We start from the raw sequence: 13,171 nt of genomic DNA on the forward strand, positions 1-13,171 counted from the left end.
TCGGCCAGACCGAAGAACAGCTGAAGGAGGCGGGTCACGCTTACAAGGTTGGTAAGTTTTCCTTCATGGGGAATGGGCGCGCGAAGGCAAATTTTGCGGCCGATGGCTTTGTGAAAATTCTGGCCGACAAGGACACTGACCGGATTTTGGGCGCGCATATCATCGGGCCAATGGCCGGGGATCTTATCCACGAGATTTGTGTCGCTATGGAATTTGGGGCGGCGGCCGAGGATTTGGCGCGGACGTGTCATGCACATCCGACCTATTCGGAAGCGGTGCGCGAAGCGGCACTCGCCTGTGGTGACGGGGCCATTCACGCGTGAGATTTAGGGGCTTTGCCCCCTCGATCAGCGGGGGTTTGCGACTTGGCGCGGGACAGGGCTTTGATTTATTGGTAATTGAAAATTACCAAAACGTATTGGACTGAATTCATGCCCATCATCACAGAAATTGCTGACTTGAAACGCATTTATAAGCGTCGCGTGCCGAAGATGTTTTATGACTACGCCGAAAGTGGCAGTTGGTCCGAGCAAACATTCCGCGAGAACACCAGCGATTTTGACAAAATTCGCCTGCGTCAGCGGATTGCGATGGATATGAATGACCGGTCGACCAAAAGCCAGTTGGTGGGCGAAGACGTTTCGATGCCAGTGGCTTTGGCACCAGTTGGCTTGACGGGAATGCAAAGCGCGGATGGCGAGATCAAAGCCGCGAAGGCTGCCGAAAAGTTTGGCGTACCTTTTTGTCTTTCGACGATGTCGATCTGTTCGATCGAGGACGTGGCCGAGCATACGACCAAGCCATTCTGGTTTCAGGTCTATACGCTGAAGGACGACGATTTCATGCGGCGTTTGTTTGAGCGTGCGCAAGCTGCGAAGTGTTCAGCAATTGTCATTACGGTTGATCTTCAGGTTATGGGTCAGCGGCACAAGGACATTAAGAACGGGCTATCGGCCCCGCCGAAACTGACGCCTGCGTCGATTGCCAACATGATGACGAAGGTCACGTGGGGCTTGGAAATGTTGCGGACGAAGCGGCGCTTCTTTGGCAATATCGTGGGACACGCCGAGGGGGTTTCGGATCCGTCATCGCTGTCGTCATGGACGGCCGAGGCGTTTGATCCCTCGCTTGATTGGGATCGGATCAAGACGCTAATGGATATGTGGGGCGGCAAGGTGATCCTGAAGGGTATTCTGGATGTTGAAGACGCCAAAAAGGCGGTCGAGGTCGGGGCGGATGCGATTGTTGTGTCCAACCACGGCGGCCGGCAGTTGGACGGCGCACTAAGTTCGATCCGGATGTTGGAAGAGATCGTGAAAGAGGTCGGCGACAAGACCGAGGTCTGGCTTGATAGCGGTATTCGCAGCGGTCAGGACGTGCTGAAAGCGATCGCTTTGGGTGCGAAGGGTGTGATGATCGGGCGGGCTTGGGTCTATGGTCTTGGCGCGATGGGCGAGAAGGGTGTGACCACCGCTTTGGAGGTCATTCACAAGGAGCTGGATACTTCAATGGCGCTGTGTGGAAAGCGCGATATTCACGACGTGGATCGCGATATTCTGCTGGTGCCGAAGAATTTCGCGGGGGATTGGTCGTAGTGCTTTGACGTTTCGACTTTGGATACAAAGCTAGCTAAACCACAGTATTGAAGCATGGATGCCGCGTGCCTGACCCAAAAATAGGTCGATTTTTTGACATGTTCTTGCCGCAATTCGTTCTGCGCTGTAATTTGGCGTCATGACGAGTTTTGCGTTCCCTGTGTTTTTGAAGAAGGCTGTTGTCTTGCCTCTGATGGCTTTGGTCGTCGCAACTTTTGGCGCGTTCGCCGGGCAGGGCGACGTTGAATTCCCAGAACAGACCGAAGCGCTTGTTGCCGCAACGACTGCGCTTTTCCAGGCCGTTGAAGGCACACCTTCGAACGATGGACTTCAGATCAGGATCGATGGCCTGGCCATCCCGGCAAGCGCTACGCCTGGCCCGGGAATTATGCAGGCTTTCCCAGTCGAACGTGGGCCTGTGCACCATTTGACTGGCTATCGGATCAATTGGTATCCGATGGATCGCCTTTTGGGGGCTGTGGATTTCATGGGAACTTATGACCGCAATCGTGGTCTTGTCTGCGGCTATGTCGCCTGGGATTTGACCGATCCTGATGAGCCTCAGATCGACCAGCTGGTGGTGAACTATGTTGACCTGAAGCTACTGTCGAAAACTCATCCCGGTGCCACGCATGCAGCACTTTTGGATGCGAACTGCGCTTATGGTGAGATCGATTCGAACTTTACGGCATTTGATCCCGTCAGTTAGGCCGCGCGCTGCCCGGTTGGAGTCATCTTTTGTGCTTTCCAAATAAGGAATCGCCCGCTATACGCCGCCGTTCATGAGCGGACACCCTTGGAGGCCGCTTTCAACTTGAAAAATTTGGAGAAAACCATGGCTGGTGAGATTCCTAATCTTAACGCCGCGGTACGGACGGGGACAGGCAAGGGGGCCGCTCGTCAAGCTCGAAGAGACGGGCTCGTACCAGGCATCGTATACGGCGGCGGCATAGACCCCGTAGCGATCAATATCCCTTACAACGTTCTGTACAAGAATCTGAAGCAGGGCCGTTTCCTTGCGACGCTTTATAATCTGGTAGTGGAAGGCCACGACGACGTGCGCGTTATCTGCCGGAACGTTCAGCGCGATGTTGTGAAGGATCTCCCCACACACCTTGACCTGATGCGTTTGAAGCGGACTTCAAAGATCGCGCTTTATATCCCTGTCGAGATCGTGGGCGAAGATGAAGCGCCCGGCATCAAGAAGGGTGGCGTTCTGACGATGGTACGCCCCGAGGTCGAGCTTATCGTGACGGCTGGCGATATTCCTGAGAAGATCACCATATCGGTGGCTGAAATGGAGATCGGCGATACCGCAACGATTTCAATGGTAGACCTGCCAAAAGGCTCAAAATCAACGATTGACCGCGACTTCGTGATTGCCAACATTCAGGCACCTTCGGGTCTTGCTTCGCAAGCCGATGATGAGGACGAAGACGGCGTTGATGCCGATGACGTTCCGACAACGGACGAAGCAGCAGAGGGCGGCGAAGAGTAATCTTCCCTGTTGCTTTGATGATTTGAGGGCGGTGCATTTTGCGCCGCCCTTTTTCGTTAGCGGATCACGTCTTGGATGGGGCCAGCATCAAGTCGGTGGATGAAGTCGTCCAACTCGCTTGGGAAATAGTCGCGCACCAGCGGGTCGTGGCCCGGTATGATCAACTCGGGTGCCGAGGCCAGGGACTGAAGCGTGTCAAAGCCGATCAGCATGTCTTCGATATCGACAACAATCGGGAAAGGTTTGCGCGCCCAGAGGTTTTCGTAAAAATGCGAGGCATCTGACGCAAGGACCATCCACCCTGCCCGCGTTTTGACCCGTACGCATTGCAGGCCCCGGCTATGGCCTCCGATTTTGTGGACAGTGACGCCGTCTGCGATCATCCCGTCGCCGTCGTGGAATATGACCTTGCCGGCATAGAGCCGCATGATCGCCTCGCAGACGTGGCCCGCCGTAAAGGGGAGTTTCAGCGTGTCGTGGCACATGCAGGGGCCTGTCGCATAGGCCATTTCTGCCGCTTGCAGGTGAAGGCGCGCGTTGGGAAACAGATGCAGGCCCCCGGCGTGATCGTAGTGCAGGTGAGTGACAACCAGTTCGGTGATGTCTTCGGGTTTTAAGCCAAACGGGGCCAGGGCCACGCCGGGGTCCCGGCGGATCGGGCGGTCGCGCGCTTTGGCTTCGGCGTCGTCGTAGCCACTGTCGACAAGGATCACGTGGTCACCGGATCGCAGGAGCCACATGAAGTAGTCCATGTCATGGGGGGCGTCATGATTGTCGTCGAAGATGAAACTGTCACCACGGGTGCGTTTACCGCGATCCGCGTATTTGATCGAAAAGACCTCCCATTCCGCCATTGCGTTGTCTCCTTTGCCCGGCTGCTTTCGGAAGGATCATGTCAGCCCTGTTCGGCGCAGCAAGAAAAACATTGGGAATTGAGGGCTGTTGTGTTGACAGTCCGCCGGGCGAGCGGGACTTTTAGCGGATCATTTTGAGGGGGATCTCGACATGGCGCATACCGACGAGACAACAGTGCGTGTGGCCATGGTCGGCGCGGGGTACTTCAGTCAGTTCCATATGGATGCCTGGGGGCGGATGCCGCGTGCGCAATTGGCGGGTGTCTGTGATCGCAATCTTGAGACGGCAAAAGCGACGGGTGCTACGGCATATGACGATCTGGAAGCAATGCTTGCGGCGGTGAAGCCCGATATTCTTGATGTTGTGGTGCCGCCTGTCGCCCATGCCGAGACATTGCGGATCGCGTTTCAAGCCGGGGTGTCGCACATCATTTGCCAGAAGCCGTTTTGCCAGACGTTGGAAGAAGCGCGCAAGATTGTCGCCGAGGCCGAGGCGGCAGGTGTGACGTTGGTCGTGCATGAGAATTTCCGGTTTCAGCCGTGGTTCCGGTTTATCAAGGGCGTGATTGATGCTGGAGCGCTTGGCGAGTTGCAGCAAGTATCGTTTCGTCTGCGCCCCGGCGATGGACAGGGGCCGCGCGCCTATCTGGATCGCCAGCCGTATTTTCAGAAAATGGAACGGTTGTTGATCCACGAGACAGCCGTGCATTTCATCGACACTTATCGGTACCTTTTGGGTGATCCAGAGGCGGTTTACGCCGATTTGCGGCGGCTTAACCCGGTGATTGTGGGCGAGGACGCTGGGTTCTTCATCATGGATCATCCAAACGGAGTTCGGTCGCTGTTTGATGGCAATCGCCACATTGACCATGTGGCGACAAACACCCGCTGGACAATGGGCGAAGCTTTGGTTGAAGGCACCAAGGGCGTGCTGGAATTGCGAGGGGACGGCACGGTTTGGAAGCGGGACTTTGGGTCTTTGGAGCGTACTTGTGTGTTCACGCCGACCCCTCAAGGGTTCGCAGGTGATTGCGTTTATGCGTTGCAGGAACACGTGGTGGCCGGAGTTCTGGATGGCGCGCCGTTTGAGAATCTCGCGGCCGATTACCTGACGGTCGTCGCGATTGAAGAGGCGGTATATCGATCGGCCGCCGAGGGCTGCAAGCTGGCGCTTTGAACCGGTCGATTGGTGTGGAAACGACTTGGGGTGGAGGACGGACATGCGAGAGTTTTGGCAAAATTACATCGACGGGGCTTGGTGTGACGGTGGAGCCGGTCGGATTGATGTGATCGATCCCGGCAATGGTACAATCTTAGCTGTGCATGCTTTGGCCGATACGGCGGACGTAGATCGTGCGGTTCGGGCGGCCGAACGGGTGCATGCATCGCGGGTGTTGGTCGACATGCGTCCGATGGAACGCGGGCGGATGGTGCAGGAGATGGGGCGTTGGCTTTTGGCGCATCTTGATGAGATCGCCGAAGTTTTAACCCGCGAGCAAGGCAAGCCGCTTTGGGAGGCGGAGATCGAGGTTAAAGGGGCCGCGCTTTATTTTGAGTATTACGGCAATCAGGCCTCGACCGTTGAGGGAAAATCGATCCCGCTTGGAGCCGGGTATTTCGATTGGACAGTGAACGAGCCGTTTGGTGTTTCGGCACAAATTATCCCGTGGAATTACCCGCTTGAGATGACGGCGCGCGGCGTCGCGGCGGCTTTGGCGACGGGCAATGCCTGCGCGATCAAGTCGCCCGAACTTGCGCCTTTGACCAACGGCTATATTGCGAAAGCCGCCGAGGCCGCAGGGTTTCCGGCGGGCACTGTGAACATGTTGTGTGGGTTGGGGCAAGATGCGGGTGCGGCAATGGTCTCGCATCCGGGCGTTCGTCAGATTGTGTTTACCGGATCGGTTCGCACAGGCATCGCAATTGCAACGGCGGCGGCGCAGAATGTGGTGCCTTGCGTTTTGGAGCTTGGCGGGAAATCGGCGGCGATTGTGCATGACGATGCCGATCTGGAGGCGTTTGAGAACGACATCCGTTGGGGAATATACTTCAACGCAGGGCAGGTTTGTTCGGCGATGAGCCGTGTCATCGTGCACGAAAGCCGTCGGGATGAATTGGTCGAGCGGGCCAAAAATGTTGCGCAGTCTTTGTCTGTGGGTCCGGGGATTGAGCGGACGGAAGCAGGGGCCAATATGGGCGCGATGGTGTCTGAAGCGCAGCGGGATCGCGCGGCTGGCATGGTTCAAGAAGCCGAAGCGCAAGGCGCGCGAGTTGTTTCGGGAGGGCGCAAGTTGAACCGTCCCGGCGCGTTCTTGGAGCCAACCGTGTTGGATGGTGTGACGTCTGACATGACGATTGCGCAAGAAGAGGTCTTCGGGCCAGTTCTATCCGTAATGTCGTTTCGCGACGATGCGGAGGCAATTGAGATCGCCAATTCGACGGAGTACGGGCTTGTTGGCGGTGTCTTCACCCGCGATTTGAACCGTGCGACGCGGGTCGCACAGCGTATGCGGGCCGGTCAGGTATTCGTGAACGAATGGTACGCGGGCGGTATCGAAACGCCGTTTGGCGGGTTCGGCAAGTCTGGATATGGGCGCGAAAAGGGCCGCGAGGCGCTTTGGAATTACGTGCAGACCAAGAACATTGCAGTGAAGCTGGGCTAGGTGAAGTCGATCTGAGCTTTGACGGCCTGGGTGCGGTCTCCGGCGGTGTCGAAAGCTTTGACGGCGTCGGCCAGACAGAAGGTTTGCGTGATAAGAGGGGCCACGTCGATCAGACCTTTTTGCATGAGCTGCACGGCGGTGGTGAATTCGTCGTGGAAGCGGAACGAGCCTTTCAGGACGATCTCTTTGGCGGTCATGGCTTGCATCGGCAGGGTCATGTCACCGCCCAATCCAAGCTGCACAAGGATGCCTTGCGGGCGTAGGGCTTTGACACCGGCGGCGACGGCCTGGGCAGCTCCGGAGCATTCAAATTGCACGTCGATCTGGCCTTTACCGCTTTGCCAGGGCGTCAGGGCGTCGGGGTCAGTGGCAAGATTCAGGGCGTGATCCGCGCCGATTTCAAGCGCTTTTGCGAGCGTGAAATCGGTGAGATCTGTCGCGATGATTTCCGAAGCTCCGGCGCGGCGTGCTGCGAGGACCGACAGCAAGCCGATAGGGCCGCAGCCTGAGACAAGGACGGATTTGCCGACGAGGTCACCGGCGTGGTGGACCGCATGGAGGCAGACCGCGAGCGGTTCGGCCATTGCGGCTTCGCCCGATGTGAGACCGTCGGCGGGGACGCATTGATGTGGAAGGGCGATCAAGTCTTGGCGGAAGGCGCCCTGAATGTGGGGGAATGGCATGGCGCTTCCGTAGAAGGCCATGTTTTCGCAGTGGTTTTGCATTCCCTTTAGGCAATATTGGCAGGCTTGGCACGGACGCGAGGGCGATACGGCGACAAGCTGCCCGATGCTGAGACCTGCAACACCGCTTCCGAGGTCGGTGACGAGGCCGGAAACTTCGTGGCCAAGGATCATTGGTTCCTTAATGCGGATCGGTCCGAAGCCACCTTGGTGGTAGTAATGAAGGTCTGAGCCGCAGATGCCACCGGCTTTGATGGCGACGCGGACTTCGCCGGGCATCGGCGCGCGTGGGTCGCGGTCTTCAAGGCGAAGGTCGTGGGCTGCGTGAATGACGATGGCTTTCATATTCCCCCCTTGCGGTTCCCCGCGTTGCCCCGGAAGGTAGCCGCAGAATTCATCGGAGGAAATGCCATGTCGTCGAAACTTTTTGATCTTTCTGGCCGTCGCGCGCTGATTACCGGATCTAGTCAGGGGATTGGTTTTGCCTTGGCGCAAGGATTGATCGAAGCGGGCGCGAAAGTTGTGTTGAACGGACGCGACAAGGGTAAGTTGGCGGAGGCGTCGGCGGCTTTGGGAGGTGTCGATACCCTAGCGTTTGATGTGACGGACCATGAAGGGGTGCGCGCGGCAGTGGATGCGGCGGAAGCCGGCGGCATGGCGTTTGATATTCTAATCAACAATGCGGGCATGCAATACCGGAGCGAATTGCAGGACTTTCCGGCGGATGCCTTCGAGAAGCTTTTGCAGACGAATATCGCGAGCGTGTTTCATGTGGGCCAGGCGGTTGCGCGGCACATGATTGGGCGCAAAGCGGGTAAGATTATCAATATTGCAAGCGTGCAGTCGGCCTTGGCCCGTCCCGGGATCGCGCCTTATACCGCCACAAAAGGCGCGGTGACGAACCTGACGAAGGGCATGGCGACGGATTGGGCGAAGTACGGATTGCAGTGCAATGCGATTGCGCCGGGGTATTTTGACACGCCGTTGAATGCGGCTTTGGTGGCGGATCCGGAGTTCAGTGCATGGCTTGAAAAGCGCACACCTGCAGGCCGTTGGGGGAGCGTGGATGAGCTTCAGGGTGCGGCGATATTTTTGTCATCGGCTGCATCAAGTTTCGTGAATGGGCATACGCTTTTTGTGGATGGCGGGATTACCGCATCACTTTAGCGGACCTCGAAGGGGCTGAGTTTGTCCCAATCGAAATCGACGCCGACACCGGGGCTTTGGGGCGCGACCGCCCTGCCCTGTTCAATCACCAGCGGGCGTTTTGTGTAGCGGTCAATCGGGAAGCTGTGAACTTCGAGCCAGCCTCCGTGGGGCTGCGATGATACGAGGCTGACGTGCAATTCCTGCATGCCGTGCGAGCAGACGGGGACGTTGTGTTCTTTTGCGAGCGCCGCGACCCTAAGCCATCCGGTGATGCCAAGGCAGTTGGAGGCATCGGGTTGGATGAAGCCGAGGCCGCCTTGGGCCAGCGCCATTTCGAATTCAAAGATCGTGTGGAGGTTTTCACCTTGGGCGACCTCAATGCCGCCTTCCCGCGCCACATGGGCGTAGCCTGGGTAGTCATCGGGGATAATCGGTTCTTCAAACCAGTGGATGTTTTGGTCCTGGACCGCGCGGGCCAGCGAAACCGCTTCGTTGCGCGACATTGAGTAGTTTGCGTCGATCATGAAAGCGCGGTCGGGACCGAGAAGGTCACGGATGGCGCGGATGCGGGCGATGTCTTCGGCGGCCGTTGGTTGGCCGATCTTGATTTTGACGGCGTCTAGTCCGGCATCGAGGTAGCCTTGGACGTGGGCTTTCAGTTTTTCCAACGGGAAAGCAAGGTCGATGCCGCCGCCGTAGGCTTTGCAGGTTTGCCCCGCACCTCCGGCCAATTGCCAGAGCGGTTTTTCGGCGGCCTTGGCGCGGATGTCCCAGAGGGCGATGTCGATGGCGGAAATGGCGAAGCTGAGGATGCCGCCGCGCCCGACGTAGTGCATGTAGGCGTCCATCGCGTCGGTGAGGGCTTCAACGTTGGTGCCATCTTCGCCGACGAGGAATGGCGCGAGATCGTGGGCGATCATGGCGTGGGTGGCGTGACCGCCGCGCCCGCCGTTGTAGGTATAGCCGGTGCCGGTGCGACCATCTTCGAGGGTAACTGTCGCAGTGATCAGGTGGAAGTGGCTGTGCGCGCCATGTTTGGCGTCGACGAGCACCTCGTCGAGCGGCACGGCAAAAAGCCGTGGCTCGATCGAGGTGATTTTGGTCATTGGCATTCGGGCACCGGGCTGATGACCGTGCCGTCGTTAAGATGACTTAACAAGTTGTCGACGGTGAGTTTGCCCATGGCCGCACGGGTTTCATGCGTTGCACTGCCCACGTGGGGCAGAAGCGTGGCGTTGGGCAGATCGCGCAAGGCTTGCGGGACTTCGGGTTCGTGTTCGAACACGTCGAGCCCGGCCCAGCCGAGACGGCCTTCGGAAAGGGCTACGATCATGGCTTGTTCGTCAATCACAGTGCCACGCGCGACGTTGATCAACGTGCCGTTCGGGCCAAGAGCGTTCATCACTTCGCCGTTCACCAGATGGTGAGTGGCAGCGCCCCCCGGCGTGATGATGATTAGGGCGTCGCACGCCTCGGCCATCTTCGCAAGATCGCCAACGTACTGGTAAGGAACGTCTTTTTTGCTGCGTGTGTGATAGAGAATCGTCGGATTCCACGGGGCCAGTTTTGCGGCAATCGCCTGACCGATGCGACCCATACCCAGAATGCCGATGGTTTGATTGTCTGCAGAACGTGTGAGCGGGCTGTTGCCCTTGGCCTCCCAATCGCCTGCGCGCACCCATGCGTCATCGCGCAGAAGTTCGCGGTAACAGGCAAGCATGAGAAGCACGGCCGTGGTCGCAACTTCCTCGTTCAGGACGTTGGGGGTGTGCGTGACCATGATGCCGCGTCGCACGGCCTCGTTGGCATCAATATTGTCATATCCGACACCGTAGCAGGAAATCATCTTAAGGTTCGTTAACGCTGCCATGACGTCGGGCTTTACGCCGTCGTGGCCGTTGGTCTGAACGTGGGTGATTTTGTCCCCATGTTCGGCCAGCCACCCAGTCAGGTCCGCTTGATCGCTTGCTTTGTGGATGGTGAATGCGGCCGAGACGCGCGCCGACATTTCCTCGGTCGCGCCGCCGATTTGAAGGAGATCAGGCATCCTCGCCGACCTCCTGCCGCTGGTGGCCGAGGCCTTCGATGTCTAGCTCCATGACGTCGCCCACTTTGAGGTAGGTTGGCGGCTTCATCCCCATTCCAACGCCCGGAGGTGTTCCCGTCGAGATCACGTCGCCCGGATGCAGCGTGAACAGGTGGCTGAGGTGTTCGATGATTTCGGCGACAGTGAAAATCATCGTGTTGGTTGTGCCGGTCTGCATGCGTTTGCCGTTCACGTCGCAGGACATGGCAAGCGCTTGTGGGTCGGGGACTTCGTCTTTGGTGACCAGCCAGGGGCCGGTTGGGCCGAACGTGTCAGGGCTTTTGCCCTTGGTCCATTGGCCGGTGAGTTGCGTCTGGAAGTGGCGTTCGGAGACGTCGTTCACGATGCAATAGCCCGCCACGTAATCCAGAGCGTCTTCTTTTGAGACGTATTTTGCCGCCTTGCCGATGACGACGCCCAACTCAACTTCCCAGTCGGTGTGGGTGGAGCCACGTGGCATCATGACGTTGTCGTTGGGGCCAACGATCGCGGAGTTGGCTTTGAAAAACAGGATCGGGTGTTCAGGGATTGCCGCGCCGGTTTCTGCCGCGTGATCTGAGTAATTCAGGCCGATACACAGGAATTTTCCGATATTGCCGACGCAAGGTCCAATGCGGGGGGAGCCTGCCACTTTTGGAAGGGATGCGGGGTCGATGGCGGCAAGGCGTGCGAGGGTCGCGTCGTCAAGCGTGGCACCGGTGATGTCATCGACGTGACCGCTGAGATCGCGCAGGGTTTCGCCATCCATAAGTCCGGGTTTTTCGGCTCCGGTTTTGCCGTAACGAACGAGTTTCATATGCTTTTCCTTGTTTTGCGTTGGGCTGGGGTTAACCCGACCAGCCGCCGTCGATGATGTGGGGTTGTCCGGTGATAAAGGCGCTCTCGTCGCTTGCGAGATAGACCGTCAGGGCGGCGATTTCCTCGGCCGAGGCGATGCGACCCATAGGTTGGCGGGCGATGAATTGTTTGCGGGCTTCGTCGTAGCCGCCGACCTGTTCGCCGAGGGTATGGAGACGCTGTTCAAGCGAGGGGCTTTGCACAGTGCCGGGGCAGATGCAGTTGCAGCGAATGCCTTTGGTGATGAAGTCGATAGCGACGGATTTCGTTAGGCCAATGACGGCGGCTTTGGTTGTGCCATAGATGAAGCGGTTGGGTGCGCCGATGATTGACGAACAGGCCGATGCCATATTGATGATCGAGCCGTTGCCGCGCTCCAGCATGCCGGGAAGGGCTGCACGTATTGTGCGGAACATGGATTGGACGTTTAGGTCGAACGCAAAGTCCCATTCGTCGTCTGTGGCGTCCAGGATGGTGCCGTGGTGGACGAAGCCTGCGCAGTTGAAAAGGACGTCAGGTCTGGCGTGCTCTACAGCGCTGTTGATGCTGTCGGCGTCGCGCGCATCGACCAGTCGCGTTTCGATGTTAGCGTGATTCGCGGCCGTCAGATCGTCAAGAGCCTCTTGGCTGATGTCGGTGGCAACGACATGCGCGCCGTCGTTGGCCATGGCGATAGCGCTGGCGCGGCCGATGCCCTGGCCGGCTGCTGTGATCAGGGCGCGTTTGCCCTCAAGCCTTTGGTGGCTCATGTTTTTCCTCCCGTTCGCTCAAGCCTAAATGAGGCTCGAATTGTGTATGCCGTTTTGGCGTTTTATCTGGTCTTGCAAGCATTCAGGTTGTGAGAGCGCCGCTTTCGGTGGTCATCTATTCGCGGATAGGCTTAGGGTCCGCCACGGTCAAGACTGAGGTGTGACAATGAGTGATAGGCAGAAAATTGCGGTGATCGGCACCGGATTGATGGGATTTCCTATGGCGCGGAATTTGGCGCGTGCCGGGCATGAGGTGGTTGTCTGGAACCGGACGCGCGCGCGGGCCGAAGGTTTGGAAGCCGATGGCGCGATAATCGCTGAAACCGCAGCAGAGGCCGTTGGAAGCGCCGATGTCGTGCTGACGATGCTGTCGGATGGCGTTGCGACGGGCGCGCTGCTGGATGACGTCAGTCTTCGCGCGGCACTGCGGCCCGGCACATTGTGGCTCGATATGTCGAGCGCCAAGCCAGAGCACGCCCGGGCGCAGGCAACGTTGCTGGAGGGCTTGGGATGCGTCCATCTGGATGCGCCTGTTTCGGGCGGCACCAAGGGAGCCGAGGGCGCCAGTCTTGCAATTATGGTCGGTGGGCGCGCTGATGTTTTCGAACGGTCTTTGCCGATTTTGAATGATCTTGGTCGTCCGGTGCATGTGGGCGCAAGCGGGGCTGGGCAATTGGCGAAATTGGCCAACCAGACGATCGTTGCGGTGACGATTGGTGCGGTTGCGGAAGCGATGTTGCTTTTGGAAAAGGGCGGCGCAGATCCTGCGGCGGTGCGTCAGGCTTTGCGAGGTGGTTTCGCCGATTCCACGATTTTGCAGCAGCACGGGGCCCGCATGACCAACGGTGATTTTGTTCCCGGCGGCTTGTCCAAGTTTCAGTTGAAGGACCTCGACAATACTTTGGACGAGGCGGGCGCACTTGGGCTGAGCTTGCCATCGACACAGTCGGTGCGGGATAGGTTTGCGTATTTCGTTTCGCAAATGGAGGGTGCGGATCTGGACCATTCAGGGCTTTACCTTGAGCTTAAAGCGCGGAACGGGTTGGACACGTAAGGC

The 13,171-nt window shown here is 58.2% G+C and carries 13 protein-coding genes and 1 pseudogene; 8 read left to right on the plus strand and 6 right to left on the minus strand.

Translation table 11 applies throughout. From position 1 onward, the window contains the following. The 4 genes and pseudogenes from Q1B15_RS01640 to Q1B15_RS01655 all read left to right on the plus strand — a co-directional run. Nucleotides 1–323: pseudogene (locus Q1B15_RS01640) on the plus strand (dihydrolipoyl dehydrogenase); the annotation flags it as partial. Nucleotides 324–431: 108 nt separating this feature from the next. Continuing rightward, nucleotides 432–1,595: an alpha-hydroxy acid oxidase gene (locus Q1B15_RS01645; RefSeq protein ID WP_299749155.1), complete on the plus strand. Its 1,164-nt coding sequence runs from the start codon at nucleotides 432–434 to the stop codon at nucleotides 1,593–1,595. Nucleotides 1,596–1,734: 139 nt separating this feature from the next. Then, complete coding sequence (locus Q1B15_RS01650; protein WP_299749157.1) at nucleotides 1,735–2,304, plus strand: hypothetical protein; 570 nt, start codon at nucleotides 1,735–1,737, stop codon at nucleotides 2,302–2,304. A 126-nt stretch (nucleotides 2,305–2,430) separates the two neighbouring features. Beyond that, nucleotides 2,431–3,093 carry a 50S ribosomal protein L25/general stress protein Ctc gene (locus Q1B15_RS01655; protein WP_299749159.1) on the plus strand — a complete coding sequence of 221 codons (663 nt, stop codon included), beginning with the start codon at nucleotides 2,431–2,433 and terminating at the stop codon, nucleotides 3,091–3,093. 56 nt (nucleotides 3,094–3,149) lie between these two features. On the opposite strand, the gene Q1B15_RS01660 is transcribed toward Q1B15_RS01655, so the two are convergent. Continuing rightward, complete coding sequence (locus tag Q1B15_RS01660; RefSeq protein ID WP_299749161.1) at nucleotides 3,150–3,947, minus strand: N-acyl homoserine lactonase family protein; 798 nt, start codon at nucleotides 3,945–3,947, stop codon at nucleotides 3,150–3,152. A gap of 151 nt (nucleotides 3,948–4,098) precedes the next feature. Here Q1B15_RS01660 and Q1B15_RS01665 point away from each other — a divergent pair, with 151 nt between their 5' ends. Beyond that, entirely contained in the window at nucleotides 4,099–5,124 is a 1,026-nt protein-coding gene (locus tag Q1B15_RS01665; RefSeq protein WP_299749165.1) for a Gfo/Idh/MocA family oxidoreductase, read from the plus strand. A gap of 43 nt (nucleotides 5,125–5,167) precedes the next feature. Next, nucleotides 5,168–6,610, plus strand: a complete 1,443-nt coding sequence (locus Q1B15_RS01670) for an aldehyde dehydrogenase family protein (protein WP_299749169.1) — start codon at nucleotides 5,168–5,170, stop codon at nucleotides 6,608–6,610. On the opposite strand, the gene Q1B15_RS01675 is transcribed toward Q1B15_RS01670, so the two are convergent. After that, nucleotides 6,607–7,638 (minus strand): L-idonate 5-dehydrogenase, encoded by a 1,032-nt coding sequence (locus Q1B15_RS01675; RefSeq protein WP_299749171.1) that lies wholly within the window; start codon nucleotides 7,636–7,638, stop codon nucleotides 6,607–6,609. The genes Q1B15_RS01670 and Q1B15_RS01675 overlap by 4 nt on opposite strands. A gap of 66 nt (nucleotides 7,639–7,704) precedes the next feature. On the opposite strand from Q1B15_RS01675, the gene Q1B15_RS01680 reads away from it, so the two are divergent. Then, nucleotides 7,705–8,460 (plus strand): SDR family oxidoreductase, encoded by a 756-nt coding sequence (locus Q1B15_RS01680; protein WP_299749174.1) that lies wholly within the window; start codon nucleotides 7,705–7,707, stop codon nucleotides 8,458–8,460. On the opposite strand, the gene Q1B15_RS01685 is transcribed toward Q1B15_RS01680, so the two are convergent. Genes Q1B15_RS01685 through Q1B15_RS01700 form a run of 4 tightly spaced genes read right to left on the minus strand, consistent with a single transcriptional unit; the run spans nucleotide 8,457 to nucleotide 12,114 of the window. After that, nucleotides 8,457–9,548 (minus strand): mandelate racemase/muconate lactonizing enzyme family protein, encoded by a 1,092-nt coding sequence (locus Q1B15_RS01685; RefSeq protein ID WP_299749177.1) that lies wholly within the window; start codon nucleotides 9,546–9,548, stop codon nucleotides 8,457–8,459. The two genes, Q1B15_RS01680 and Q1B15_RS01685, sit on opposite strands and share 4 nt — an antisense overlap. Next, nucleotides 9,545–10,489: a 2-hydroxyacid dehydrogenase gene (locus Q1B15_RS01690; protein WP_299749180.1), complete on the minus strand. Its 945-nt coding sequence runs from the start codon at nucleotides 10,487–10,489 to the stop codon at nucleotides 9,545–9,547. The genes Q1B15_RS01685 and Q1B15_RS01690 overlap by 4 nt, the downstream gene beginning before the upstream one ends. Beyond that, a complete protein-coding gene (locus tag Q1B15_RS01695) occupies nucleotides 10,482–11,324 on the minus strand; it encodes a fumarylacetoacetate hydrolase family protein (RefSeq protein ID WP_299749183.1) in 843 nt (280 codons plus the stop codon). The genes Q1B15_RS01690 and Q1B15_RS01695 overlap by 8 nt, the downstream gene beginning before the upstream one ends. Nucleotides 11,325–11,355: 31 nt before the next feature. Further along, nucleotides 11,356–12,114 carry an SDR family oxidoreductase gene (locus Q1B15_RS01700; protein ID WP_299749186.1) on the minus strand — a complete coding sequence of 253 codons (759 nt, stop codon included), beginning with the start codon at nucleotides 12,112–12,114 and terminating at the stop codon, nucleotides 11,356–11,358. 166 nt (nucleotides 12,115–12,280) lie between these two features. Between Q1B15_RS01700 and Q1B15_RS01705 the strand changes: the two genes are divergently transcribed. Further along, nucleotides 12,281–13,168, plus strand: a complete 888-nt coding sequence (locus Q1B15_RS01705; protein ID WP_299749189.1) for an NAD(P)-dependent oxidoreductase — start codon at nucleotides 12,281–12,283, stop codon at nucleotides 13,166–13,168. Nucleotides 13,169–13,171 lie beyond the last annotated feature (3 nt).

This window comes from uncultured Boseongicola sp. (assembly GCF_937988555.1).
In the GTDB taxonomy this organism is placed as follows: Bacteria; Pseudomonadota; Alphaproteobacteria; order Rhodobacterales; family Rhodobacteraceae; genus Boseongicola.